Origin of the sequence: Pseudorhizobium tarimense (assembly GCF_022968135.1) — a bacterium.
Lineage (GTDB): Bacteria > Pseudomonadota > Alphaproteobacteria > Rhizobiales > Rhizobiaceae > Neorhizobium > Neorhizobium tarimense.
Map to the genome: position 1 here is coordinate 1 of NZ_JALJRA010000010.1, position 24939 is coordinate 24939.

Annotated in this window: 22 protein-coding genes and 2 pseudogenes; 12 read left to right on the forward strand and 12 right to left on the reverse strand. The window is 63.0% G+C overall.

Annotated elements, in window-relative coordinates; all coding sequences use genetic code 11:
- Positions 1-221 precede the first annotated feature (221 nt).
- From lhpI to MUU54_RS13215, 4 genes are all read left to right on the forward strand, one after another.
- Positions 222-1175, forward strand: a complete 954-nt coding sequence (lhpI, locus tag MUU54_RS13200; protein ID WP_247244490.1) for a bifunctional Delta(1)-pyrroline-2-carboxylate/Delta(1)-piperideine-2-carboxylate reductase — start codon at positions 222-224, stop codon at positions 1173-1175.
- 22 nt (positions 1176-1197) lie between these two features.
- A complete protein-coding gene (gene hrpB / locus MUU54_RS13205) occupies positions 1198-3654 on the forward strand; it encodes an ATP-dependent helicase HrpB (RefSeq protein ID WP_247244654.1) in 2457 nt (818 codons plus the stop codon).
- Between the two features lie 48 nt (positions 3655-3702).
- Positions 3703-5046 (forward strand): ActS/PrrB/RegB family redox-sensitive histidine kinase, encoded by a 1344-nt coding sequence (locus tag MUU54_RS13210; RefSeq protein WP_247244491.1) that lies wholly within the window; start codon positions 3703-3705, stop codon positions 5044-5046.
- Positions 5047-5121: 75 nt separating this feature from the next.
- A complete protein-coding gene (locus tag MUU54_RS13215) occupies positions 5122-5697 on the forward strand; it encodes an ActR/PrrA/RegA family redox response regulator transcription factor (protein WP_247244492.1) in 576 nt (191 codons plus the stop codon).
- 6 nt (positions 5698-5703) lie between these two features.
- On the opposite strand, the pseudogene MUU54_RS13220 reads toward MUU54_RS13215, so the two are convergent.
- Positions 5704-6190 (reverse strand): annotated as a pseudogene (locus tag MUU54_RS13220) (MmcB family DNA repair protein).
- Positions 6191-6369: 179 nt separating this feature from the next.
- On the opposite strand from MUU54_RS13220, the gene MUU54_RS13225 reads away from it, so the two are divergent.
- Complete coding sequence (locus tag MUU54_RS13225; RefSeq protein WP_247244493.1) at positions 6370-7029, forward strand: L,D-transpeptidase; 660 nt, start codon at positions 6370-6372, stop codon at positions 7027-7029.
- 210 nt (positions 7030-7239) lie between these two features.
- Here MUU54_RS13225 and MUU54_RS13230 read toward each other — a convergent pair whose 3' ends face one another.
- The 6 genes from MUU54_RS13230 to hslV all read right to left on the reverse strand — a co-directional run bounded on the left by MUU54_RS13230 (position 7240) and on the right by hslV (position 16031).
- Positions 7240-9411, reverse strand: coding sequence for a malate synthase G (locus MUU54_RS13230; protein WP_247244494.1), 2172 nt, complete (start codon positions 9409-9411; stop codon positions 7240-7242).
- A gap of 90 nt (positions 9412-9501) precedes the next feature.
- Positions 9502-11502, reverse strand: coding sequence for a hydantoinase/oxoprolinase family protein (locus MUU54_RS13235; protein ID WP_247244495.1), 2001 nt, complete (start codon positions 11500-11502; stop codon positions 9502-9504).
- Positions 11503-11554: 52 nt separating this feature from the next.
- On the reverse strand, positions 11555-12973 hold the full coding sequence (locus MUU54_RS13240; RefSeq protein WP_247244496.1) for a cytochrome P450: 1419 nt from the start codon (positions 12971-12973) through the stop codon (positions 11555-11557).
- Positions 12974-13019: 46 nt separating this feature from the next.
- Positions 13020-13949, reverse strand: a complete 930-nt coding sequence (locus MUU54_RS13245; RefSeq protein ID WP_247244497.1) for a DUF1402 family protein — start codon at positions 13947-13949, stop codon at positions 13020-13022.
- Between the two features lie 179 nt (positions 13950-14128).
- Positions 14129-15436: an ATP-dependent protease ATPase subunit HslU gene (gene hslU / locus MUU54_RS13250; protein WP_247244498.1), complete on the reverse strand. Its 1308-nt coding sequence runs from the start codon at positions 15434-15436 to the stop codon at positions 14129-14131.
- A 70-nt stretch (positions 15437-15506) separates the two neighbouring features.
- Positions 15507-16031, reverse strand: a complete 525-nt coding sequence (gene hslV, locus MUU54_RS13255) for an ATP-dependent protease subunit HslV (protein WP_239998194.1) — start codon at positions 16029-16031, stop codon at positions 15507-15509.
- 186 nt (positions 16032-16217) lie between these two features.
- Between hslV and hisB the strand changes: the two genes are divergently transcribed.
- The 7 genes from hisB to coaA are packed head-to-tail and all read left to right on the forward strand — an operon-like array spanning position 16218 to position 20803.
- Positions 16218-16826 (forward strand): imidazoleglycerol-phosphate dehydratase HisB, encoded by a 609-nt coding sequence (gene hisB, locus MUU54_RS13260; RefSeq protein WP_247244499.1) that lies wholly within the window; start codon positions 16218-16220, stop codon positions 16824-16826.
- A gap of 9 nt (positions 16827-16835) precedes the next feature.
- The gene (locus tag MUU54_RS13265; protein ID WP_247244500.1) at positions 16836-17315 is read left to right on the forward strand and encodes a DUF2628 domain-containing protein; all 480 of its coding nucleotides are present in this window, start codon (positions 16836-16838) and stop codon (positions 17313-17315) included.
- Entirely contained in the window at positions 17315-17965 is a 651-nt protein-coding gene (gene hisH, locus MUU54_RS13270) for an imidazole glycerol phosphate synthase subunit HisH (RefSeq protein ID WP_247244501.1), read from the forward strand. Before MUU54_RS13265 ends, hisH begins: the two co-directional genes overlap by 1 nt.
- 2 nt (positions 17966-17967) lie before the next feature.
- The gene (hisA, locus tag MUU54_RS13275; protein WP_247244502.1) at positions 17968-18711 is read left to right on the forward strand and encodes a 1-(5-phosphoribosyl)-5-[(5-phosphoribosylamino)methylideneamino]imidazole-4-carboxamide isomerase; all 744 of its coding nucleotides are present in this window, start codon (positions 17968-17970) and stop codon (positions 18709-18711) included.
- Complete coding sequence (gene hisF / locus MUU54_RS13280; RefSeq protein WP_247244503.1) at positions 18708-19484, forward strand: imidazole glycerol phosphate synthase subunit HisF; 777 nt, start codon at positions 18708-18710, stop codon at positions 19482-19484. Before hisA ends, hisF begins: the two co-directional genes overlap by 4 nt.
- 18 nt (positions 19485-19502) lie before the next feature.
- The gene (locus tag MUU54_RS13285; protein WP_247244504.1) at positions 19503-19823 is read left to right on the forward strand and encodes a phosphoribosyl-ATP diphosphatase; all 321 of its coding nucleotides are present in this window, start codon (positions 19503-19505) and stop codon (positions 19821-19823) included.
- The gene (gene coaA, locus MUU54_RS13290; RefSeq protein WP_247244505.1) at positions 19820-20803 is read left to right on the forward strand and encodes a type I pantothenate kinase; all 984 of its coding nucleotides are present in this window, start codon (positions 19820-19822) and stop codon (positions 20801-20803) included. The genes MUU54_RS13285 and coaA overlap by 4 nt, the downstream gene beginning before the upstream one ends.
- 246 nt (positions 20804-21049) lie before the next feature.
- On the opposite strand, the pseudogene MUU54_RS25005 reads toward coaA, so the two are convergent.
- From MUU54_RS25005 to MUU54_RS13310, 5 genes and pseudogenes are all read right to left on the reverse strand, one after another.
- Positions 21050-21702 (reverse strand): annotated as a pseudogene (locus tag MUU54_RS25005) (glycosyltransferase family 87 protein); the annotation flags it as partial.
- A 9-nt stretch (positions 21703-21711) separates the two neighbouring features.
- Positions 21712-21888, reverse strand: a complete 177-nt coding sequence (locus MUU54_RS13295; RefSeq protein ID WP_247244506.1) for a hypothetical protein — start codon at positions 21886-21888, stop codon at positions 21712-21714.
- 121 nt (positions 21889-22009) lie between these two features.
- Positions 22010-22630 (reverse strand): alpha-ketoglutarate-dependent dioxygenase AlkB, encoded by a 621-nt coding sequence (locus MUU54_RS13300; protein ID WP_281433329.1) that lies wholly within the window; start codon positions 22628-22630, stop codon positions 22010-22012.
- Positions 22627-23061 carry an alternative ribosome rescue aminoacyl-tRNA hydrolase ArfB gene (gene arfB / locus MUU54_RS13305; RefSeq protein WP_247244508.1) on the reverse strand — a complete coding sequence of 145 codons (435 nt, stop codon included), beginning with the start codon at positions 23059-23061 and terminating at the stop codon, positions 22627-22629. The genes MUU54_RS13300 and arfB overlap by 4 nt, the downstream gene beginning before the upstream one ends.
- Positions 23062-23156: 95 nt before the next feature.
- Positions 23157-24767, reverse strand: coding sequence for a phosphoenolpyruvate carboxykinase (locus MUU54_RS13310; protein WP_247244509.1), 1611 nt, complete (start codon positions 24765-24767; stop codon positions 23157-23159).
- Between the last annotated feature and the right edge of the window lie 172 nt (positions 24768-24939).

Below are 24939 nucleotides of genomic sequence, written 5' to 3' on the forward strand. Positions count from 1 at the left end.
CGTCGCCAGCAGCGCCGCCGCCCTCGTTGGTGAGCGGTTTATAGATCCAACACACAAAACAAGTCAACACGGTTTTTTAAAAAACTGTCATTTTTCTCCAATGCCCCGCAGCGGCCGTGCTTCGCCCGTCGATCAGCCCTCCCTCGCCCCGAGGAAAAGCCGCTTTGAGCGGCGGCGGGCGGTTGATAGTGTGCCGCCCGATCTGACGACTGGAGCAGGACATGCTGGTACTGGACGAAAACCAAACGCGCGCAGCCCTTCCCTGGGAGCCGCTGATTGCGGCAATCGAGACGATGTTTACGGCCGAGTGCGTGACGCCGGTGCGGCATCACCACGAGGTGGAGGTCCCGGGCGAAGCAGCTGCAACCATGCTTCTGATGCCCGCCTGGGTGCCGGGGGAGCATATGGGGGTCAAGATCCTCAACCTCTTTCCGGACAACCACCGCCGCGCCCTGCCGACGATCATCGGGCGCTACCTGCTGTCTTCTGCGAGAACTGGGGAGATGCTGGCCATGGTGGAAGGCGGTGAGCTCACCGCCCGTCGAACGGCGGCGACCTCGGCGCTTGCGAGCCGCTATCTGTCCCGCCCGGGTGCCGAACACATGCTGATGGTCGGCGCCGGCCGGTTGGCGCTCAATCTGATGCAGGCGCATGCCTGCGTGCGGCCGCTGAAGCGCTTCACTGTCTGGGCCCGCAATGCGGACAAGGCGCAGGCCTGTGCGGCGGAGGCGCGTGCGGCGAGGCTGAGCGCCGTGGCGACCGCCGATCTCGCCGCGGCGGCCGGTGATGCCGACATCATATCCTGTGCCACGCTTTCCAGCGAGCCGCTGATTCGCGGCACTCGGTTGAAGCCTGGCACCCATCTCGATCTCGTGGGCGCCTTCAAGCCTGATACGCGCGAGAGCGATGACGCCTGCATCGAGCGCTCCTCCGTCTTCGTCGACACCCGCGCCGGTGCGTTAAAGGAAGGCGGTGACATCGTGCAGCCGATCCGAATCGGGCTCCTGAAGGAGGCGGGCGTATTGGCCGAGCTTGCGGAACTGGTCAGCGGCCAGCCTGCGGGCCGAGCGAACGAGAGCGAGATCACACTGTTCAAGTCCGTCGGTGCGGCGCTGGAGGATCTTGCCGGCGCGGTGCTGGCCTGCCGCCAGAGCAAGGCCGGAGCGACAGGCTGAGCCCGGAAGCCGTTCGTTGAAAATTCCCGTCTTGCCGGAGCTCCCCGTCTCCGCCGCCTTGCCGGAGATTTCCGCAGCGTTGTGCAACGGCACCCGTGCCGTTCTTTCCGCGCCTCCCGGTGCCGGCAAGACAACGCTCGTGCCACTCTCGCTTCTCCGCGAACCCTGGTGCAGCGGTAAGATCATCCTGCTCGAGCCGCGGCGGCTCGCGGCGAGAGCCGCGGCACGCCGAATGGCGGCGCTGCTCAGAGAGGCCGTCGGAGAAACGGTCGGGTACCGGATGCGGCTCGACAGCCGCATCTCGACGCGCACGCGGATCGAAGTCGTCACGGAGGGCGTCTTTGCCCGCATGGTGCTGGACGAGCCGGAGCTTGCGGGCGTGTCGGCGGTGCTGTTCGACGAATTCCACGAGCGCTCGCTCGACGCGGATTTCAGCCTGACGCTGGCGCTTGACGTGCAGGACGGGCTTCGGGATGATCTGAGGATCATGGTGATGTCGGCAACGCTCGACGTGGAGCGGGTTGCGACGCTCCTCGACCATCCGCCCGTGATCGTCAGCGAGGGACGAAGCTTTCCCGTCGACATCCGCCACCGGGACCGCCCGGCGGGGGAGCGGATCGAGGACAGCGTCGCGCAGGCCGTTATCGCCGCCCATGCTGCCGAAACGGGTTCGATTCTCGCCTTCCTGCCAGGACAGGGGGAGATCCTGCGCACGGCGGAGCGGCTGGCAGGCCGATTCGGCTCCGACACCGTCGTCGTGCCGCTCTACGGGAATCTCGGCCAGGCCGAGCAGGACCTGGCGATCCGCCCAAGCCTGGCCGGACAGCGCAAGATCGTGCTCTCGACCTCCATCGCCGAGACCTCGATCACCATCGACGGCGTGCGAATCGTGATCGACAGCGGGCTGCAGCGGCTGCCGGTATTCGAGCCGGCGACGGGTACGACGCGGCTGGAAACCGTCCGGGTTTCGCGCGCCTCCGCCGACCAGCGCGCCGGCCGCGCGGGTCGCACCGAGCCAGGTACGGCCATCCGGCTCTGGCACCCCGGCCAGACCGCTGCCCTTGCCGCCTTCACACCGCCGCAGATCCTGGCGACCGATCTTTCGCAGCTCGCCCTTGATCTTGCCCACTGGGGGGTCAAGGATCCGGCGAGCCTTCGTTTTCTCGATCCGCCGCCGGCACCAGCCCTTGCCGAGGCGCGCAGCCTGTTGATTGCGCTCGGGGCGCTCGACGAGAATTTCGCACTGGTGGACAAAGGCCGCCTGATGCGCCGGCTTTCGCTGCCGCCGCGGCTTGCGGCCATGGCGGTCGCGGCAGCGGAGGATGGTGCCGGTCGTGTTGCCTGCCAACTGGCGGTGCTCCTGACGGAGCAGGGCCTCGGAGGAGACGGGGTCGATCTGGACGATCGGTTGCGCCGGTTCCGTCATGAGCGCGGAAGCCGGGCAGAGGCGGCTCGCGCGCTTGCCGATAGGATCGCGCAGAGCCTGCCGAAACCACTCGCCGGACAGGGCGAGACGACGGCGGGGCGCCTGCTGCTCCATGCCTTCCCCGACCGGGTCGCGCTCCAGCGGGGTGGCCGGGGCCGGTTCCTCATGGCGAACGGCCGCGGCGCTGAACTGCCGGAAACGGAGCGGCTGGCCGCTTCGCGCATGCTGGTGATCGCCGATCTGACCGGTCGTGCTGCTCAGGCGCGCATTCTCGCCGCAGCCGAGGTGAGCCGGATGGAGGTGGAGGAGGCGCTTCCTGACGCAATCGCTCAGGCAGAGGAGTGCGTCTTCGACCGGAGCAGCCGCCAGGTCCGGGCGCGCAAGGTCGTGCGGCTCGGGGCTATCGTGCTGGACGAGTCGCCTCTGCCCAAGCCGCGTGGAGAACAGGCGGCGCGTGCGCTGGCGCAAGGGTTGCGGGAGCTGGGACTGGACGCGCTGCCCTTCTCCAAGGAGGCCCTGCACCTGCGCCAGCGGATCGGCTTCCTGCATCGCACGATGGGCGACCCATGGCCGGAGATGACCGACGAGGCGCTACTGGATCGGCTGGACGAGTGGTTCGTGCCGTTTCAGGGTGACGCCACGCGCCTCGACGGCATCTCGGCAGGCAGTCTCTCCGAAGGCCTTCGTTCGCTGGTGCCGCATGCGCTGCTGCGCGATCTCGACCGCCTGGCGCCGACCCATTTCGAAGCGCCGACCGGGCAGCGGCATCCGATCCGCTGGGACGGCGAGGAGCCGGTGCTGGCGATCCGTGTGCAGGAGCTTTTCGGACTGAAGACACATCCTTCGGTCGCCGGCGGGCGGCTGCCCCTGGTTCTGGAGCTGACGTCTCCGGCGCACCGTCCGATCCAGACGACACGGGACCTGCCGGGTTTCTGGGCCGGCTCCTGGAAGGATGTGCGCGCCGAGATGCGCGGGCGTTATCCGAAGCATCCGTGGCCGGACAATCCGGCTGACGCCGCGCCGACCACCCGTGCCAAACCGCGCGGGACGTGACAGAATGCCGCCTCGGGGACGCAAGCGAGGCGCTGTATGGACCAGGTGATGAGCCAGAAAGAGACCGGCGCAAGCCGCCCAAGCGAAGACGGTGACGCATCCTCCGTGCGGCATGCACAGTTCGGCCCGCCGAGCCGGCGCTTCCGGCTGCAGACGCTGGTGCGGCTGCGCTGGCTTGCGGTTGCCGGACAGACACTGACCGTCCTTGCCGTCGCCTTCCTTCTCCAATTCCCGCTGCCGCTGCTGCAGGCCGGCGTGCTGATCGCGGCACTTGCCGTTGCCAACATCATGCTGTCACTCTGGTTTCCGCCGACGCAGCGGCTGGGGCCCAAGGCAGCGCTGGCGCTTCTAAGCTTCGACCTGTTGCAGATGGCGGCGCTGCTGTTCATTACCGGCGGCCTTGCAAACCCGTTCGCGCCGCTGATCTGCGTGCCGGTGATCATCTCCTTTGCGTCACAGCCGCTGCGCCACTCGATCGTGCTCATCCTCCTGGCGCTGGTTTGCACCACGGCGCTCGCCTTTTCGCCCTATCCGCTTCCATGGTATCCGGAGGAAACACTGAGACTGCAGCCGGTAATGCAGCTCGGAATCTGGTTCGCCATCGCCTCGATGATGAGCTTTGCGGCCTTCTACGCCTATCAGGTTTCCAACGAGGCGACGCTGCTGGCCGATGCGCTGGCGGCAACGGAACTGGTGCTGGAGCGCGAAAAGCATCTTTCGCAGCTTGACGGTCTGGCGGCTGCGGCCGCCCACGAGCTCGGGACGCCGCTTGCCACGATCAGCGTCGTCGCCAAGGAGATGGAGCGGGAGTTCGGCGAGGACGAGCGCCTGCGCGAGGATGTCCAGCTCTTGCGCAGCCAGAGCGAACGCTGCCGGGACATCCTCAAGCGCCTGACGTCGCTTTCGGCGGCAAGCGAAGAGCACATGCGCCGGCTTCCCCTTTCTTCCATGGTCGAGGAGGTTGTGGCACCACATCGCCAGTTCGGCATCGAAATCGACCTCGTGCAGAACGGTGACCGCGCCAGTGAACCCGTCTGCACCCGTAACGCCGGCATTCTTTACGGGCTTGGAAATCTCGTCGAGAATGCTGTCGATTATGCGAAGAGCCGGGTCACGGTCACGACCGAGCACAGCCCGGAGCGGGTCGTCGTCGTCGTCGAGGATGATGGCGCCGGATATTCGGCAGATATTCTTTCGCGCATCGGCGAACCCTATATGACGAGGAGAGCCAAAGAGATGGAACGCGCAGGCGGCCTTGGCCTCGGCCTGTTCATCGCCAAGACGCTTCTGGAGCGGTCGGGCGCCAGGCTGCGCTTCGAGAACCGGTCCGGTGCCGCGGCAGGTGCGCGTATCCGCATTGAATGGCCTCGGGCAATGCTCGAGGATGGATAGCCGGCGCCACATGGTCCGCAGAGGGCTTGCCACCGTAGACCTCTGCAAAACCCGTGACGCTTCTGGAGAAGAGACATGGAAAACATGATGACTGCGGCCGATACCAGCGCCGACAACATGATCGGATCCGACCCGACCCTTCTGATCGTCGATGACGACGGCCCATTCCTGCGTCGGCTGGCGCGGGCCATGGAAGGACGCGGCTTTACGGTCGACGTCGCCGAATCGGTTGCCGAAGGTATCGCCAAGTCGAAGGCCAATCCGCCGAAATACGCGGTGGTAGACCTGCGTCTCGGCGACGGCAGCGGGCTCGACGTGATCGAGGCGATCCGACAGTTGCGCCAGGACACGAAGGCGATCGTGCTGACCGGCTACGGGAATATTGCAACCGCAGTGACGGCGGTGAAGCTGGGCGCGCTTGATTATCTTTCCAAGCCTGCCGATGCCGACGATATCTTCCACGCGCTGACGCAGCGGCCTGGGGAAAAGGCGGACGTCCCCGAAAACCCGATGTCTGCGGACCGCGTGCGTTGGGAGCACATCCAGCGCGTCTACGAGATGTGCGAACGCAATGTCTCGGAGACGGCGCGGCGGCTCAACATGCATCGCAGGACGCTGCAGCGGATTCTGGCCAAGCGGGCGCCGAAATAACCGCTCTTAAATTTCGTCGAAGCTCTTGCCTGTGGCCCATTGCGCCATGGTCAGCCGTTGCGCCGATGCCCGGGCAAAATTGAGCATTACTGATTTTCGGGTCGGGGCCGCCAGCCGGTGCTCCGGCGCATCGCGCATGACGTGGGCGCCGTAGCCGTCCGAAAGAAGCAGGCCGCACTCTTCCGAAGATATCGAGCGGTACGTCCTTATGGGTTGCGAAGAAAAGCCTGTCGCAATAGCCGCGATAATCTGGCCACTTTCGGTCCACGCGGAAGTCCTCGATCGAGGTCTTGATCTCGATGATCCAGATCTCGCCCTTCTCGGAGACGGTAATGAGATCGGCACGGCGGCCGTTGGCCAGCACGAGCTCCGGCAGCGTCGCGTGGCGCATCTCGTGGAGAAGGATCTGCAGGCCGCGGCGCACCATCATTGCCCGCGCGGACTGGCGGCCGTCGATCAGGGGGTTGCTGTTGGCGATGCTGAGGATGGCCATGCTTTAAGAGGTTCGTCCACGATTGGATGTTGCAAAAAAGGCAGTGCCGCAGTCATTCGTGCGGTGGCTGCACCATCCGGCGGTTCAGCGACTTGCCAATGACGTTCTAATCAAAAATAACGCGGTCATAAAGGCGGGAGCACCGCCTGCGTCGCTTTATCTATTTTCACGAGATTTCCATGCGCATCCGCACAAGCATGCTCGCCTTCGGCCTTCTGGCATCCGCCCTGGCCGGATGCTCCACCACGTCCGGGACCTCGGAAGTGGCCCGCGTCGAGACGACGAAGATCTTCACCGACTCTTATGGTCCTGTCACCGATGCCGGCTATGCGCTTCCGGCTATCCCGATCAGCCGGCTGGACAAGAAGTTCCACCGGCAGATTGTCGACTATGCGACCGAGGAAAAGCCCGGCACGATCGTCGTCAACACCCGCGAGCGCTTCCTCTATTACATCCTGCCGAACGGCAAGGCCGTGCGTTACGGGATCGGCGTCGGCAAGCAGGGATTCTCCTGGTCGGGCGAGGCCTACATCGCCTGGAAGCAGGCCTGGCCAACCTGGCATCCGCCAAAGGAAATGGCGGAGCGGAAGCCTGACGTTGCGCGCTATGTCGAGGGCGGCATGGGGCCGGGGCTGAGCAATCCCCTCGGTGCACGCGCCATGTACCTCTTCAACGAGAAGGGTCAGGACACGCTGTTTCGCTTGCATGGCACGCCCGAATGGGCGTCCATCGGCACTGCAGCATCCTCGGGCTGCATCCGCCTGATGAACCAGGATGTGATCGACCTCTACAGCCGCGTCCGGCCGGGCCGCAGCGCCAAGGTTGTCGTCGTTCAGTAGGGTCTCAGGACATTCGAAAAAGGCCGCTGGAACACCAGCGGCCTTCAGCTTGATGACAAACCCCCGCCCCACCTTCTCAAGGACCAAGATTCACGGAACGTCTCTGAATCGAAAAGAGAACGGATCGGAGTCGAAGTAGCGCCAGCAAAGGCAAAGAGGACTTTGTCAGCAGTCTGAAGGCCGCTGGAACACCAGCGGCCTTTCTTCTTTCTACCGCGCCTGCTGCGCCTTCAGTTCCAGACGCCGCCGATGCAGGACCGGCTCCGTATAGCCGTTCGGCTGCTCCCTGCCCTTCAGCACGAGATCGAGCGCCGCCTGGAAGGCGATCGACCGGTCGAAGTCCGGCGCCATCGGATGGTAGAGAGGATCTCCGGCGTTCTGGCCGTCGACGATTGCTGCCATCCGCTTCATCGTCTCGACGACCTGATCTTTGCTGACCAAGTTGTGGTGCAGCCAGTTCGCCATGTGCTGCGCTGAGATCCGGAGCGTCGCCCGGTCCTCCATCAGGCCGACATTGTTGATGTCGGGCACCTTCGAGCAGCCGACGCCCTGGTCGATCCAGCGGACCACGTAACCGAGAATGCCCTGCGCGTTGTTGTCCAGCTCCCGCTGGATTTCCTCTTCCGTCCAGTTCGGCCGCTGTGCGACGGGGACGGACAGGATGTCGGCGAGCTTGGCGCGCTGCCGGCTCTTCAGGCCCGCCTGCACCTCGGCGACATTCACCCGATGATAGTGCGTCGCATGGAGCGTAGCCGCCGTCGGCGACGGAACCCAGGCGGTGTTGGCGCCCGCCTTCGGGTGGCCGATCTTCTGTTCCAGCATCGCGGCCATCAGGTCGGGCATCGCCCACATGCCCTTGCCGATCTGGGCATGGCCGGACAATCCGCATTCGAGGCCGATATCGACGTTCCAGTTTTCGTAGGCCGAGATCCAGGCGGCCTGCTTCATGTCGCCCTTGCGGATCATCGGCCCGGCTTCCATCGAGGTGTGGATCTCGTCGCCAGTGCGATCAAGGAAGCCGGTGTTGATGAAGACGACGCGTTCACGGGCGGCGCGGATGCATTCCTTGAGGTTGACGGTGGTGCGACGCTCCTCGTCCATGATGCCCATCTTCATGCTGTTGGTCGGCATGCCGAGGGCTTCTTCCACTCGTGCGAAAATTTCGCAGGCGAAGGCCACTTCTTCCGGACCGTGCATCTTCGGTTTTACGACATACATGGAGCCGGTGCGCGAATTCATGCGGCGCCCGTTTGGGCCAATGTCATGGAGGGCGATGAGGGCGGTGACCATGGCATCCATGATGCCTTCTGGCACTTCCCGGCCCTCCTGGTCCAGAACCGCCGGGTTGGTCATCAGGTGCCCCACGTTGCGCACCAGCATCAATGACCGACCTTTCAAGCTCGCGGCCTTGCCGTAAGGCGCCACGTAATCAAGATCGGGCTCCAGCTTCCGAACGAAGGTCTTGCCGGCCTTCGTCACCTCCTCCCGGAGGTCGCCTTTCATCAGGCCGAGCCAGTTGCGGTAGACGAGCACCTTGTCCTCGGCATCGACGGCGGCAACGGAATCCTCGCAGTCCATGATCGTGGTGATTGCCGACTCCAGCCTCACGTCCGAAATCTTTGCCGGGTCGCTGCCGCCTATCGGCGTGGAGGCGTCGATCTCGACGGCGATGTGCAGCCCGTTGCGCTCGAGGATCAGGCTCGTCGGCTCCGAGGCCTCGCCGCGGTAGCCGGTAAACTGTGACGGATCTGCCAACTCGACCGTGCGGCTTTCCGGGCCGGCTGCCGCGAGGGACCCGGCGCTGACAACGAAGGACGTCACGTCGCTCCAGCTGGCGCCGGACAAGGGCACGGATTGATCGAGAAAATCCCTGACCCAGGCGATGACCTTCGCTCCACGAGCAGGATTGTAGACCTTGCCCTTCTCGGCGCCTCCCTCCTCAGGGATCGCATCGGTGCCGTACAGGGCATCGTAGAGGGAGCCCCAGCGAGCATTGGCGGCATTCAGCGCATAACGGGCGTTCATTACGGGCACGACAAGCTGCGGGCCAGCGATGACTGCAATCTCGGGATCCACGTTCTCCGTAGAGACCTGGAAGTCCGGACCGTCCGGAAGCAGGTAGTCAATCTCGCGCAGGAAGTTTTCGTAGGCGTTCAGATCGACGGGTGCGCCGTTGCGGCGGTACCAGGCGTCGAGCTTCTCCTGCATCTCGTCGCGCTTGGCAAGCAGCGCCCGGTTCTTCGGCGCCAGATCATGAACGATCTCAGCAAACTGCGAGAAGAAGCGCTCGGCATCCACTCCCGTCCCCGGGATCGCATTCTGCACGAGAAAATCGTGCAGCGCCTCATCGATTGCGAGGCCATTCTTGTCGATGCGTGCCATGGGCGTCCTCCTCCGTTGTTGATTATGGTTGCTGCCAATTTGCGCGGGGAGGCATCGCTGTCAATGCGCCAAAGGACTGAAACGGTTCTGCTAAGGCAGGGCGACGCGTGGGCGACCAACGGCTGTCGCCACCACGCGTGCTTCGAGCAGTCGAGCCGAGCCTTCCACCTCTGGCCGATCCAGTTCTTCCGAAAGCGTCACGACCGCCTGATCCGCGCCAGCGGCAGCCGCTTTCTCCAGAGCCGCCTTCCGCGCCCGCTCCCGTGCGAGAGCCAGTGCTTCCGCTTCATCCTCGACTGCCCAAGGCTCGCCCATTCCGGAAACCACATATCGCCCCTCGCCCGGAGCAGTCACCACCACCGTAACGACGGACCGCACCTGCCCGACCACCGCGCCAACCGCATTGGCGACGTCTGCATGCACAGGTATTACGGCCTCGGCACCCAGCATTTGGGCGACGCCCGGGTAATAGATCGGAGCGGAAGCACCCAGACCGATGAGCGGCCGGTCCAGCGCAATGGAAAACCTCACAACGCCCGGCGCCCGTTCGAGTGCATGACCGATCAATGGCGAGCGAGCGACCTCAACGCCGTTGCCGTTTTCGTCGAGGCAGGTCGCAAGGACCGCCTCCGCCGACTGTCGCGTCAGCCGCGCAACAACGGCGTCCGCCAGCATTTCTGCGGATTCAGCGATTGCACGCCCGGCGCCGTCCCTGTGCCGGGCGGCGAGGGCAAAGCCGAGTTGTGCTGCTTGCGCATTCCACTGGTCCTGCCGCTTCAGGACATGCAGCGCATCCGTGGGAGTGATGGCGCTCAGATGAACCAGTCCGCGCGTCACCAGCAGGTCGAGGGCTGCCTGCTGGGAGGCTGACTGCAGGATGACATTGAGCGGCTTTGGCTGTATGCCGATCTGCTCCAGAAGTGCACGCTCGTGCGGCTTGAGAGCGTGCGCGGCAATTCCGAGCTCCACGCCGGTTGCGACGGCGAAGCGACCGTCATGACGGCCTGATCGCGCCGCCTTCAGCTGCCGCTCCAGAGCGGGCAAGACGATGTCCGGATGGTCGTGCGCAATCAGACTGAGCGGCAGAACCCTCCTTGGTCCGAGGGTGATCTCTGCCTTCAGCCCGAGATCATCAATGCGCACCTCCGAATCGCCGCCTAGCCCAAATGTCTCCAATGCCACCGCCTCCACAAGGGTTCGATGGCCGCCGACGATCGCCCCCTCCTCCGCCAGCCGTGGCAGGCCATCCTCGAGAACCGCCACATCCGTTGTCGTTCCGCCAATGTCGGAGACAACCGCCTGGTGGAGGCCGGTAAGATGTCGGGCACCGACGAGGCTAGCGGCGGGGCCGGACAGGATGGTCTCGATCGGCCGGCTGCGCGCCTCCGAAGCCGAAATCAGCGCACCGTCCCCGCGGACCACCATCAAGGGCGCTTCTATCCCTGACGAACGAAGGAAGCCTTGGCACGCCTCTATCAGGCGGTCGATCACCGGCACAAGCCTAGCGTTGAGAAGGGTCGTGAGGGCTCGTCTGGGGCCGCCGAGCTTCGACGTCAGTTCGTGGCTGCAGGTGACCGGAAGTCCCGTCGCCTCGCGCAGGTGCTCACGGACGCGCAGTTCGTGGCTCGGATCGCGAACGGCAAAGTAGCCCGCCACGGCAAAGGCGGAGACGGAAGGGGCGAGCGCCACCACCTTTTCCAGCGCAGACAGATCGAGCGGCTGTTCATTCCCGTGAACATCATGGCCGCCTGGAACGTACACGACAGGGTCGCGGCCCAGAGCTTCCTTAAGACCTCCGCGCTCCAGATCAGCCTCGGTAAACCCGATCATGACAAGCGCGACGCTGCCGCCCTGCCCTTCCACAAGGGCGTTCGTCGCAAGCGTCGTCGACAGCGAGACCATTCCGATCTCTGCAGGTGAGACCCCGCTTTCTGCCAACACCCCCTCGACCGCGCCTGCGATGCCTTGGGACAGGTCATGGCGTGTGGTCAGAGACTTCGCCTTGGCGAGAACGCCCTCCGCTTCCCGGAAAAGAACCGCATCCGTGTAGGTTCCGCCGGTATCGATGCCGAGAAGGTAAGGTGAGGGCACGCGATCTTCCTGATGAGACGTCGCTCGATCAATATCGCATAGCCGGCAAAGATCAATTGACCCCAGACGGCTTCGGCGGCCTCAGGCTTACCTGCATAGGAAGCCCATCGCGCGGCTGGGTCGTAAGCTTCTGGACAGGCCAGGGATTGGTCTCGGCCGTCACATCGAACCGGTACCGGCGCATGAGTACCGCCAGCGCAATCACCGCCTCCTGCATGGCAAAGGTCGCACCGATGCAGACGCGCGGGCCCGCGCCAAAGGGAAGGTACTGGAAGCGGTCGATGCTGCCGCGATTTTCCGGCAGGAAGCGTTCCGGCATGAAGGCGCGTGGCTTGTCCCAGTAGAGCTCGTGCCGATGCAGCGTCCAGGGCATGATGAGGACCGTCACATCCTCGTCGATCCTGACCCTTTCACCATTCGGACTCACCCATTCATCGTCGGCGATTGCGGCGCGATTCAGCGAGGGAGCCGGCGGATAAAGGCGGAGGGTCTCCTCGAACGCGGCCCGCACCATCGGCATCTGATCGAGCCACTCCACCGGCTGGGTGCCCGAAGCCATCACCCGGTCGATCTCGTCTTCCATCCTTTCTCTTACCTGCGGCGACTTGGCAACGCAGTAAAGCGTCCAAGCAAGAGCGCGGGCCGTCGTTTCGTGACCGGCGCCGATGAAGGTCAGGATGTTGTCTTCGATCTCCTCCATCGTCAGACCGTCCGGTCCAGCAAGTTGGAGGAGAAGCGTCAGGAAATCCTGCGGCGCGGATGCGGGATCGATATGTAGTTTTCCCTGGCGAAGCGCCATGGTCTTCGCCACGATCCCGCGGAACTTGCCAAGCACGCGCTTGCCGCCGATACGGGTCAGCCGCGGCACCCATGGCGGCGCCCGCAGAAGGTCCATCGGATCGACGCGCCCCATGCGATGGAGCAGGCTGTCGACGTCATCGGAGAAGTCGTCGCTTTCGGTAACGATTTCACCGGAAAACAGCGTCTCCGATAGGATGTTGAAGGTGATTTCCGTCATGTCGACGGAGATGTCGAAGACCTGCCCCTCTGCGCCCACGCCTTCGTACTTTTCCGCATACTCCTTGGACTTGCGCAGCATCTGCCCTGCAAAGCTTTGTGCGTGCCGCGGCGTGAAGACGGGTGCCATCGCCTTTCGCGACCGCTTCCAGACCGGGCCTTCCGCCGTCAACAGACCGTCGCGAAGGATCGGCCGCAGGATCAGTTGCCGGATCTCCGACATCTTGTAGTTGCGGGCGTTGTCGACGAGGACGTGGCGGATGAGCCCAGGATCGTTGACGATCAGGGTGCGCTCCTTGAAGAACTTCGTCTCGATCCAGGGGAGCGTGTAAGAAGGGACGCCCCAGAGCTCCAGCGGATTGTTGAAGACGGTGCGGATGACTTCCAGCCGGGAGGGCGGCACCGTGCGGGGAACGGGCGCTGGCGGAGTGAACGGCTCGGGGCGCATGTCCATCGATGGCCCTCCTGTTGCTGGTTTCCTGAACCAGAGATATCAGGCTTCAGAGCAGCGATTTCAACTCGGCCAGCTTATCGTTGACGAGCCAGCCATAGTAGTTTTCTTCCGGGAGGCCACCACGCGCCTTCAGTGCTGCGGCGCGCTCTGCCGATCCGCCAGTATTGTAAAGCGTCGCCGTGATCCCAGGATTGCTGGAAATGTCCACGCCGGCGATACGCGCATAGTCGTCGATCGACTTGCGAATGGCGGCGGCCATGTAGGCGAGCGACTTGTCCGGATCCATGATCGCTTCATAAACGCCAGCCGCGTCGCCCGCGTCGAGTTCCGGATAACCCGAAGCCTTCGCCACCGTGTCCGACAGCGTCAGCGCGGTCAGCGGGTTCACCTGTCCGAGACCGAAGGTCTGCCCGGCGTAGAATGGTTGAAAGAAGACGGCGCTGAAGCGGTTGTCCGGATAGGAAACGCCGTCGACGCGCCGTCCCCTGAACGACTTCTCCCAGACGGCTTCCCGGCATGTCCAGAGCGTGTAGGAATCGGCCTCCGGATTGCACCGGGAAAATTCCGGACGGGCGACAAACTCGCCGATCGTCATGCCGTCGAACCCGAAGCGGAAGCGATCCCCGGCATAAGCAGCCGCCTTGATGTAATAGGACTGAAGACGGTCATAGGCGTCGACGTTGTAGGTGTGCTCCCCGACCATGGCGCCGATCATGTGGATCGGATCGATCCTGTAATCCGAAGCGATCGCCTTGATCTTGCGGATCAGCTCCTGGTCGGTAGCCAACAGATCTCGGATCTTGTCATACTTGTCGTCGAAGGTGGTCCGTCCAGCGCGGGTTCTACGGACGGAGGCGCCGGGGATCTTCGGCTGCTCCACATGGCGGTTCCCCTCCGGCACAGCACGAAGACCGGCAGCATCGGTCGCCGCGGCGCCGCTTAGCACCAGAAGAACTACCAGAAAAAGTCGTTTCAAGATGTGGAACCTGCGAAGTCGTGCGGAGATTTCAGCGGGCGGCGTGAACAAGAAACGTGCGCCGTACCCAATATACGCGAATGGATGCCTCACTTATGGAAAGTAAGGCATCCTGTCGAGGCGAATGACTTCAATTCGCCGTCAGCCGTGCTCGGAGGGATGAAGGCGTTGCTTCCACGCTACAGGATGTAGCGCGACAGATCCGTATCGGCCGCCAGATCGCCGACGTGCTCGCGAACGTAAGTTGCATCAATCATGGCCGTGCTCCCAGCGCGATCAGGCGCGTTGAAGGAGATCTCGTCCAGTACGCGTTCCATCACCGTCTGCAAACGACGGGCGCCGATGTTCTCCACCGACGAGTTGAGATGCACCGCCACATCGGCAAGCGCGTCGATCGCGTCTTCCGTGAAGTCTAGGCTCATCTGTTCGGTCTCCATCAGCGCCTTGTACTGGCGGATGAGGCTTGCTTCCGTTTCCGTCAGGATGCGGCGGAAGTCTTCCTTCGTCAGCGGGCGCAGCTCTACGCGGATGGGCAAGCGACCCTGCAACTCTGGCAGGAGATCCGACGGCTTGGCGACATGAAAGGCGCCGGAAGCGATGAACAGGATGTGGTCTGTCTTCACAGGCCCGTATTTCGTGGCGACGGTCGTGCCTTCCACCAATGGCAGCAGGTCGCGCTGCACGCCCTCGCGGGACACACCGGCGCCCATGCCTCCGTCGCGGGCCGCGATCTTATCGATCTCGTCGAGGAAGACGATGCCGTCATTCTCAACCGCACGCACGGCTTCGCGCTGGATGACCTCGTTGTCGATCAGCTTGTCGGATTCGTCGCGGATAAGCTCGCCATAGGATTTGGCGACCGTGGTACGCACCTTCTTCGTGCGGCCGCCCATTGCCTTGCCGAACATCTCGGACAGGTTCAGCACGCCGATATTCGCGCCGGGCATACCGGGGATCTCAAAGCCGGGCATGCCAGATCCCGTATCCGTCACCTCGATGTCGATCTCCTTGTCGTCCAGTTCGCCGTTGCGCAGCTTCTTGCGGAAGCTGTCGCGTGTCGCGGGCGATGCAGTTGCGCCGACCAATGCATCGAGCACCCGCTCTTCGGCGCTCATATGCGCCTTGGCCTCGACCTCGGCACGCTTCTTCTCGCGCACAAGACCGATCCCCACCTCGACGAGGTCGCGGATGATCTGTTCGACGTCGCGGCCGACATAGCCGACTTCGGTGAACTTGGTCGCTTCGACCTTGATGAACGGCGCTCCGGCTAGCTTTGCCAGGCGGCGGGAAATTTCCGTCTTACCGACGCCGGTCGGCCCGATCATCAGAATGTTCTTGGGCATCACCTCGTCGCGAAGGCTGTCGTCTAGCTGCTGGCGACGCCAACGGTTGCGGAGCGCGATCGCCACCGCGCGCTTCGCGTCGTGCTGGCCGATGATATGGCGGTCGAGCTCCGAGACGATCTCTCTGGGTGAAAATGTAGTCATGGTTTCCTCTTGGCACCCTGCCCGGCCGGCTCACAAGCCCGGCCCGGCGGACCCTCGTTTCAAGATGCTTTTATTCGGCGTCGAGCGTTTCGACGACCAGATTGTGATTGGTGTAGACGCAGATCTCGGCTGCAATATTGAGTGCGCTGCGGGCAATATCCTCGGCAGATTTCTCGCTGTCCATCATCGCGCGGGCGGCGGCATAGGCGTAGTTGCCGCCTGAGCCGATAGCGATCGTGCCATGTTCCGGCTCCAAAACGTCACCATTGCCGGTGACGGCAAGCGTGATGCTCTTATCGGCCACCAGCATCATCGCCTCGAGGTTGCGGAGGTATTTGTCGGTCCGCCAATCCTTGGCGAGCTCGACGGCCGCACGCATGAGCTGGCCAGGATATTGTTCGAGCTTCTTTTCTAGCCGATCGAGCAGCGTGAAGGCATCAGCGGTGGCACCGGCAAAGCCCGCAATGACCTCGCCCTTGCCGATGCGGCGCACCTTGCGCGCATTGCCCTTCATCACCGTCTGGCCGAGGCTCACCTGGCCATCCCCGGCCATGATCACCTTGCCGCCCTTCCGGACCGTAATAATCGTCGTCATCTTGCACCTGTTGGCCCGCTTCGGGGCGATGTTAGAAGGCGTTTTCGCCTTGGTTGATCCCTATGTAAGTGGGGGCAGGCCGATTGCAAACCGCCGGTTTCGGCTCCGCCGCCGGCAGGTGCCTTTTGCTGGATATTTGCCGGACCGCCTGTTATGGAGCGCAACATCGATCGCATGGAGCAGACAATGGCCAATACAGCCGCCGCGCGCACGGGCTCGGTATCCCGCAAGACGAACGAGACCTCGGTCTCCGTTACAGTCAATCTCGACGGGATCGGCACCGGCAAGATCTCCACCGGCATCGGCTTCTTCGACCATATGCTGGACCAGCTCTGCCGCCATTCGCTGGTCGACATGGAGATCGAGGTGCAGGGCGATCTCCACATTGATGATCACCATACCGTCGAAGACACCGGAATTGCTCTGGGCCAAGCCGTTTCCAAGGCACTCGGCGACCGCCGCGGCATCACCCGCTACGCGTCACTGGATCTCGCCATGGATGAAACGATGACGAAGGCGGCTGTCGACCTTTCCGGCCGGCCCTTCCTGGTCTGGAACGTCGAGTTCTCGTCGCCCAAGATCGGCAGCTTCGATACGGAGCTGGTGCGTGAGTTCTTCCAGGCTTTCGCCCAGAACGCCGGGGTGACGCTGCACATCTTCAATTACTACGGCGCCAACAACCACCATATCGCCGAGACCTGCTTCAAGGCCGTTGCCCGGTGCCTGCGCATCGCAACGGACATCGATCCGCGACAAGCGAACCGGGTCCCTTCCACCAAGGGCACGCTGGTCTGAGGACATGTCTTGAAAAGCTATCTCGTCCTGCTTGCGCCGGGAAATGACGATCGGGAGCACCGGAAGACCATCATCCTGCCCGACCGCTTCTCCTGGCTGGCGCTGTTCTTCCCGTGGATCTGGCTGCTGACCAAGCGGCTCTGGCTGGCCGCGATCATCGTTTTCCTGCTGCAGCTCGTCGCCGGGCAGCTTTCGCAGACAACGGACTTCGAGATCGCCGGGTTTCTTCTCGCGCTCTCGGTCAACCTGCTGGTTGCCTTGGAGGGCCGGCACTTCTATAGCGAAGCGCTCATCCGCCAGGGATGGAGACTTGACGCGGTGATCGCGGCACCCGATCTGGACGCGGCGGAAGAGGTCTACTTCTCCGCCCAGGAAACGGGCGACAAATCTGAGCTGCCTGCGGTTGCAAACTGGGGCAAGGACAAACGCGCCACTGCGGACTGGCCCCAAGGCGGGATCGGGCTCTTCGATCACCAAGGAGGACGCTGATGCGCGTCGCGATCATCGACTACGGATCCGGAAACCTTCGTTCAGCCACAAAGGCCTTCGAGCGTGCCGCGCATGAAGCCGGCCTCGACGCCACGATCGAGCTGACGGACAAGGCCGAAGTAGTGGCGAGCGCCGACCGCATCGTGCTGCCGGGCGTCGGTGCCTATGCCGATTGCCGCGCCGGCCTGAATGCGGTGTCGGGCATGACGCAAGCGCTTGTCGAAGCCGTCGAGCAGAAAGGGCGCCCCTTCTTCGGTATCTGTGTCGGCATGCAGCTGATGTCGTCGCGCGGGCTGGAGAAGACCATCACCGAAGGGCTCGGCTGGATCGAGGGCGATGTGAAGGAGATGGAGCCGGCCGATCCGGACCTGAAGATTCCCCAGATCGGCTGGAACACGCTGGAGCTGAAGCGCCCTCACCCGCTTTTTGACGGAATCCCAACGGGCCCGGATGGGCTGCACGCCTATTTCGTGCACTCCTATCACCTCGCGGCGAAGAACCCGCAGGACGTGATCGCCACCACGGACTACGGCGGGTCGATGACCGCCTTCGTAGGGCGCGACAACATGGCAGGGTCGCAGTTCCACCCGGAGAAGAGCCAGACGCTGGGTCTTGCCCTGATCGCCAATTTTCTGCGCTGGAAGCCGTAAGAATGATCCTCTTTCCCGCCATCGACCTCAAGGACGGCCAGTGCGTTCGCCTTAAACTCGGCGATATGGAGCAGGCGACCGTCTACAACCCCGATCCCGCCGCACAGGCAAAGGCGTTTGAGGACCAAGGCTTCGATTGGCTGCATGTGGTGGATCTCAACGGTGCCTTTGCCGGTGAAAGCGTCAACGGCGCCGCTGTGAATGCAATCGTGAAAGCAACGAAGAACCCGGTGCAGCTCGGCGGCGGCATTCGTACGCTGGAGCACATCGAGAACTGGCTGTCGCGCGGTCTGGCCCGCGTCATTCTGGGCACCGTCGCCGTGCGCGAGCCGGCTCTGGTCATCGAAGCCTGCCGGCGCTTTCCCGGCAAGATCGCCGTCGGCATCGACGCCAAGGGCGGCAAGGTTGCCGTCGAGGGTTGGGCGGAAGCCTCCGAGCTCGGCGTGATAGAACTGGCGAAGAAGTTCGAGGGCGTCGGCGTCTCGGCGATCATCTATACCGACATCGACCGCGACGGGATCCTTACCGGCATCAATTGGGAGTCGACGCTGGAGCTCGCGAACGCCGTTTCGATCCCCGTGATCGCTTCGGGGGGCCTTGCCTCCATGGACGACATCGAGCGGATGCTGCAGCCGGATGCCGCGCGCCTGGAAGGCGCCATTTCCGGCCGTGCCCTTTACGACGGCCGGATCGATCCGGCAGAAGCACTGGCGCTGATCCGCGCGCAAAAAGGAGCGGCAGCATGAGCCTCAAGGCACGCGTCATCCCCTGCCTCGACGTCAAGGACGGCCGTGTGGTCAAGGGCGTCAACTTCGTCGACCTGATCGACGCCGGCGATCCGGTCGAAGCCGCCAAGGCCTATGACGCTGCCGGCGCCGACGAGCTCTGCTTCCTCGACATCACCGCATCCTCCGACAATCGCGACACGATCTTCGACGTCGTGGCGCGGACGGCCGATCATTGCTTCATGCCGCTGACGGTCGGGGGCGGCGTGCGCGCAGTCGCCGACATCCGCAAGCTGCTTCTGGCGGGCGCCGATAAGGTTTCGATCAATTCCGCTGCCGTGAAGAACCCTGATTTCGTTGCTGAGGCCGCCGAAAAGTTCGGCAACCAGTGCATCGTCGTCTCGATCGACGCCAAGAAGGTTTCCGGCGCCGGCGAGACCGACCGCTGGGAGATCTTCACCCATGGCGGCCGCCAGCCGACGGGCATGGATGCGCTGGAATTTGCGGCCAAGGTGGTGGAGAAGGGCGCCGGCGAACTGCTGGTGACCTCCATGGACCGCGACGGTACGAAGAGCGGTTATGATCTGGCGCTAACGAGGGCGATCGCGGATGCCGTGCGCGTGCCGGTCGTGGCATCCGGCGGCGTCGGAACGCTGGACGACATGGTGGCAGGGATCCGCGAGGGGCATGCGACGGCCGTGCTTGCGGCCTCGATCTTCCACTTCGGCACCCATTCCGTGCAGGAAGCAAAGCGCTACATGGCGGGCCACGGCATCCCAATGCGGCTCCACTGACGCCCCGGAGGTACCGAGATGAGCGAATTCTCCCTGAGCGACCTCGAGCGGATCGTGGCAACGCGGGCGCAGGCAGCGCCTGAGGAGTCGTGGACGGCAAAACTTGTGGCAGGCGGCCAGGCCAAGGCGGCCAAGAAGCTTGGCGAGGAAGCGGTGGAGACTGTGATTGCTGCCATCTCCCAGGATCGGAAGGATCTTGTGGCGGAGAGTGCCGACCTCCTTTATCACCTGATGGTCGTATTGAACATTGCTGGCATTCCGCTCAAGGATGTGCTGGACGAACTCCAGCGGCGGACCGCGCAATCCGGTCTGCAGGAAAAGGCAAGCCGGCAGAGATGAGCTTGGCAACACAACCGGCGGACGGCCAGGACCAGGCGGTCACCGCCTACTCCCCCTATCACCTGTTCACCTCCGAACAATGGGCCCGCTTCCGCGCCGACACACCGATGACGCTGACGGCTGACGAGGTTGCGCGGCTTCGTTCCCTCGACGACCCGATCGACCTCAGCGAGGTTCGGCGGATCTACCTGTCGCTCTCACGGCTCCTGTCCGCCCATGTGGAGGCGTCGCAGCTGCTGTTCCAGCAGCGCAACCGCTTCCTCAGCATGTCGGATGTGGCCAAAACGCCGTTCGTGATCGGTATCGCCGGCTCCGTTGCGGTCGGCAAGTCGACCACTGCCCGTATCCTCAAGGAACTGCTCGCCCGCTGGCCGTCGAGCCCGAAGGTGGACCTCATCACCACCGACGGTTTTCTCCACCCAAACGCTATCCTGAGGCGCGAAAACCTCATGGAGCGCAAGGGTTTTCCGGAGAGCTACGACATCGGAGCATTGCTGCGTTTTCTGTCCGCCATCAAGGCCGGCGAGCCGAATGTGCAGGCGCCGCGCTATTCCCACCTCACCTACGATGTGCTGCCGAACGAGTACACGGTGGTGGACCGTCCCGACATCCTGATCTTCGAAGGCATCAACGTTCTCCAATCGCGTGATCTGCCGGCTGATGGCAAGATCGTGCCGATCGTCTCCGACTTCTTCGACTTCTCGATCTATATCGATGCCGACGAGGCTCTCATCCATAACTGGTATGTCGAGCGCTTCATGAAGCTCCGCCAGACCGCCTTCCGCGACCCGAACTCCTTCTTCCATCGCTATGCCGCTGTGGGCGAGGACGCCGCGCGCGCGATCGCCGAAGGTCTGTGGGAAAACATCAACCTCAAGAACCTGCGGCAGAACATCCTGCCGACCCGCCCCCGCGCCGACCTCATCCTGCGCAAGGGATCGAACCACCTCGTCGAGACGGTGTCGCTCAGAAAGCTTTGATGTTCCTCTCGGCAACGGGCATAGTTGCGCCAGGTTCTTTCGACAGATCCAAGCGCTTATTGAGGCAATGAGCGCAGGCGCGAGGATACCTAAGGACAGGTAAGACATCGCCACCACGTGATTCAGCAGAGGATACAGCCAACAAAGAGCCAGCAGGCTGACGGGCACCAATCGTTGCTTCCCCAGCACCAGCACAGCAACTGCGAGCGGAATCGCGTCATACGTGTAGCCGTAAGGCGTGACACACAAGGCGAGGAGTCCCGTAAACACGACCTTGACCTCCAGTTGCACCAGGTTGCGCTTCCTCCACAGCCAGAAGGCAGCAGTGATAGCCGCCGCGCCGAAGATCACTTGGACGAGGTAGGCCGTTGCGAGGCTTCCTTCCAGCGAACGAACAAGAGAGAAGAACGTCATCGCGTGCATCTGGTGGCCTTGAGGATAGGAGGCCTCCAAGATTGCACGCATCATCGGGCTGGTCTCCCTGAAGAACAGCAGCCAACTTTCCCAGCCGAAGAACATTCCAGTTGCGATGGCCGTCCTAGCCGTGGTGACTGCCGCCGACGCGATCGCCGATAGTTGCCCGCCACGATCAGGCAGAACGGGACAAGCAGACCGAGATGCGGCTTTACCGTCAGCAGGCCGAGAATGACCCCGCCGAGAAGAGGACGTGTCGGCGCCAGCAGCAACCCGCCGAGTAGAAGAGAACTCGTAAGAGCGCCATTTTGCCCAAACAGGATATTGAGCAGCACTGGTGGCGACATCAGCAAAAACAATTTTTCCCAGGCGTTTAGTCCGAGCCGGCCGCCTACCAGGAAAAGCAGTCCCAAAATCGCCACTGTCCAGAGCATGTAGGCCGGGAAAACCGCAAGCGTTGCCAGCGGCGCTCCGAACAAGAGCATTGAAGGCGGTTAGCTCCATTCCTGATCAAGCAGCCATGGAGAGAGGAGCGCCCTCAGTGCGGGACGATATGACTCGAGATCGGAAAGCTGGCCGACATGTCCCTCGAGCGCAATACGACCGCCGCCCCACAGATTGGTGAAATCCCAGTACGGCAGTCTCCCTGTCATAACGGACAGACCGTTCACGTCGACCGTCCAGGCGAGCCGCAGATAGTTCAGGCCAACTAGCGCCCCAACGAGCCACACCAGCAGCGAAGCGAATGAAGAGATTTTTTGACGACGTTGTGCGCATGGCCATTCCTTTTCGTCAGAGTAGAGTGACCCGCCTTAACGTCAGATTGATCCGGCCACCGTTCTTCAGGAGCGTTGAGGTGTCGGGATAGATCCGGTCGACGCCGTGGAAGCAGAGACGGCTTGCGCCACCCAGGACGACCACGTCACCGCTGGCTAGGCGGAAGGAGCGCGTCGGGTCCTTTCGGTTTAGGCCGCCGACGCGGAAAAGGCAGGTATTGCCGAGCGAGATGGAGACCACAGGCGCGGCAAAATTCTTCTCGTCCTTGTCCTGATGCAGCCCCATCCTTGCATCATCGGCATAGAAGTTGACCAAGCAGGCCTGGGGCGGTTCCGGATAGTTCGAGACCGTGTCCCACAGCGACAGGAGCGCCTCCGGGATCGCCGGCCAGGGCTTTCCCGTGACCGGATGCGTCGCCTGATAGCGGTAACCGCGCTCCTTGTCGGTCACCCAGCCGAGGGGGCCGAGGTTGGTCATCTGCACCGACATGGGCTTTCCCGTTCCCGGCATCACGGGCACGTAGAGCGGTGCGTCCGCCACCGCGTGGCGCACGAGGTCAACCAAGCCCTCCTGCGCCGGCCGGTCTAGATAGCCCGGCAGATATTTCAGCCCTTCCGGCAGATCTGCCACGTTCATTCTCCCGTAGGCTTGCCGCGCGTTTTCTTCACCTCCGAGCGTCCAGCCTTCGCCTTCAGACGCCGCTCGACCGAACCCTTGGTCGGCTTCGTAGCCTTGCGCGGCGGTGGTGGCGGCTCGGCGGCCTTCAGGATTAGCTCCTTCAGCCGCTCCCGCGCATCCTCGCGATTGCGATCCTGGCTGCGGAACCGGTTGGCCTCGATCATCAGGACGCCGTCCTTCGATATCCGTCGTCCGGCAATGCGCATGGCATTCGCCTTGATCCGCTCCGGCAGCGACGGCGAGTTCTGAAGATCGAAGAAAAGCTGAACGGCGGTGGAGACCTTGTTGACGTTCTGACCACCCGGACCGCCGGACAGCACGAATTGCTCGGTCAGTTCCCAGGCCTGGATCGTGATGCGGCTGTTGATATAAAGCGGACTGCTGGCCATTGATCGCCTCCGCCGCCTCTATCCCATAATCGCGAAGCGAAGAAAACCGCCGACGCGAGGCCGGCGGTTCTGGATGTTTCAACCAAGCAATATGGTTACTCGGCGGCCGTCAGCAGAACCGGCGCCGCCTCACGGACCTTGCTGTCAACGTGATCCTCGAACTTCGAGAAGTTCGCGATGAACATCGAGACCAGCATTTTTGCCTGCGCATCATAGGCGGCACCATCGGACCAAGTGGAGCGGGGATCGAGGATCGACTGCTCGACGCCCTCGACAGAGACCGGCACGGCAAAGCCGAAGTTTGGATCGGTCCGGAACTCCGCATTCTTCAGATCGCCCGTCAGCGCAGCCGTCAGTAGCGCACGGGTTGCTTTGATCGGCATCCGCTTGCCGACGCCGTAGGCGCCGCCGGTCCAGCCGGTGTTGACGAGCCAGCAGTCGACTTTGTGGCGGTCGATCAGGTCACGCAGCAGGTTGCCATACTCCGCCGGGTGGCGCGGCATAAACGGTGCTCCGAAGCAGGTCGAGAAGGTCGCCTCCGGCTCCGTCACGCCTTTTTCCGTTCCGGCAACCTTGGCAGTGTAGCCCGACAGGAAGTGGTACATGGCCTGTTCGGGCGTCAGCTTGGCGATCGGCGGCATGACACCGAAAGCGTCTGCCGTTAGCATGATGATCGTCTTCGGATGCGGCGCGATGCCGGTTGCCGATGCGTTGGGGATGAAGTGCAGCGGATAGGCGGAGCGCGTGTTCTCCGTCAGCGAGGCGTCGTCGAAGTCAGGGATCCGATCCTCGTCGAGAACGACGTTCTCCAGAACCGTGCCGAAGCGGCGTGTGGCCGCATAGATTTCCGGTTCGGCTTCGGCCGAAAGGCGGATCGCCTTGGCATAGCAGCCGCCTTCGAAGTTGAAGATGCCGTTCTCGCCCCAGCCATGCTCGTCGTCGCCGATCAACGTACGGCTCGGGTCGGCTGAAAGCGTGGTCTTGCCGGTGCCGGACAGGCCGAAGAAGACAGCCGCGTCACCCGCCGGGCCGACATTGGCGGAGCAGTGCATCGGCATCACGTGCTTGGCCGGCAGCAGGTAGTTCAGGACCGTGAAGACCGACTTCTTGTTTTCGCCGGCATAGGACGTACCTCCAATCAGAACGATACCACGCCGCAGGTCGCAGGCGATGACGGTTTCCGTCCGGCAGCCGTGGCGGGCGGGATCGGCCCGGAAGCTCGGCAGGTTGATGATGGTGAGCTTCTGGTTGAAGGTCTCGAGCGAAGCCCTCGTCGGGCGGATGAGCAGGTTGCGGATGAACAGGGCGTGCCAGGCAAGTTCGGTGATCACCCGCGTCGGCAGGGCGTTCTCTGGATCGGCACCGCCAATGAGGTCCTGGACGTAAAGCGTCTTGCCGGCCGAATGCGCCAGCATGTCCTTGTGAAGCACGTCGAAGCGCTCCGGCGACATCGGCTTGTTGTTGTCCCACCAGATGACGACTTCGGTGGTCTCGTCGCGGACGACGAACTTGTCCTTTGGCGAACGACCGGTGTGCTGACCGGTCACGGCACGCAATGCACCGTCGACAGTCAGTTCCGCCTCACCATTGCGGATCGCCTCTTCGTAGAGTTCCGTCTCCGAGAAGTTGTAGTTGGCGCGGGAGACGTCGGTGAAGCCGATGGTCGAGATCCCGTTGGACGGATTGTAAAGTCCGAGCTCCTGCATGCGCCTTCCTTCCCTTGGCGTTGATCTTTCGGACCAACTAGACCCGAGCATCGGAAAGAGCAAGAGCACGACGGGTCGAATGCGTAATGATATCAATATATTAATCGATTTAAAAAAATCTATTTCCGATTAAATCGGTTTAGGATCTTTTTTAATCTCTCCGCAACTGCAC

What these genes read in the sequence shown, in the direction of transcription:
- arfB (WP_247244508.1), bottom strand. Translation starts at nt 23,061, where the DNA reads ATGGCCAGCAGTCCGCTTTATATCAACAGCCGCATCACGATCCAGGCC.
- hslU (WP_247244498.1), bottom strand. Translation starts at nt 15,436, where the DNA reads ATGACTACATTTTCACCCAGAGAGATCGTCTCGGAGCTCGACCGCCAT.
- lhpI (WP_247244490.1), top strand. Translation starts at nt 222, where the DNA reads ATGCTGGTACTGGACGAAAACCAAACGCGCGCAGCCCTTCCCTGGGAG.
- MUU54_RS13230 (WP_247244494.1), bottom strand. Translation starts at nt 9,411, where the DNA reads ATGGCACGCATCGACAAGAATGGCCTCGCAATCGATGAGGCGCTGCAC.
- MUU54_RS13210 (WP_247244491.1), top strand. Translation starts at nt 3,703, where the DNA reads ATGAGCCAGAAAGAGACCGGCGCAAGCCGCCCAAGCGAAGACGGTGAC.
- MUU54_RS13225 (WP_247244493.1), top strand. Translation starts at nt 6,370, where the DNA reads ATGCGCATCCGCACAAGCATGCTCGCCTTCGGCCTTCTGGCATCCGCC.
- MUU54_RS13240 (WP_247244496.1), bottom strand. Translation starts at nt 12,973, where the DNA reads ATGGACATGCGCCCCGAGCCGTTCACTCCGCCAGCGCCCGTTCCCCGC.
- MUU54_RS13285 (WP_247244504.1), top strand. Translation starts at nt 19,503, where the DNA reads ATGAGCGAATTCTCCCTGAGCGACCTCGAGCGGATCGTGGCAACGCGG.
- hisH (WP_247244501.1), top strand. Translation starts at nt 17,315, where the DNA reads ATGCGCGTCGCGATCATCGACTACGGATCCGGAAACCTTCGTTCAGCC.
- MUU54_RS13310 (WP_247244509.1), bottom strand. Translation starts at nt 24,767, where the DNA reads ATGCAGGAGCTCGGACTTTACAATCCGTCCAACGGGATCTCGACCATC.
- hslV (WP_239998194.1), bottom strand. Translation starts at nt 16,031, where the DNA reads ATGACGACGATTATTACGGTCCGGAAGGGCGGCAAGGTGATCATGGCC.
- MUU54_RS13215 (WP_247244492.1), top strand. Translation starts at nt 5,122, where the DNA reads ATGGAAAACATGATGACTGCGGCCGATACCAGCGCCGACAACATGATC.
- coaA (WP_247244505.1), top strand. Translation starts at nt 19,820, where the DNA reads ATGAGCTTGGCAACACAACCGGCGGACGGCCAGGACCAGGCGGTCACC.
- hisB (WP_247244499.1), top strand. Translation starts at nt 16,218, where the DNA reads ATGGCCAATACAGCCGCCGCGCGCACGGGCTCGGTATCCCGCAAGACG.
- MUU54_RS13300 (WP_281433329.1), bottom strand. Translation starts at nt 22,630, where the DNA reads ATGAACGTGGCAGATCTGCCGGAAGGGCTGAAATATCTGCCGGGCTAT.
- hisF (WP_247244503.1), top strand. Translation starts at nt 18,708, where the DNA reads ATGAGCCTCAAGGCACGCGTCATCCCCTGCCTCGACGTCAAGGACGGC.
- hisA (WP_247244502.1), top strand. Translation starts at nt 17,968, where the DNA reads ATGATCCTCTTTCCCGCCATCGACCTCAAGGACGGCCAGTGCGTTCGC.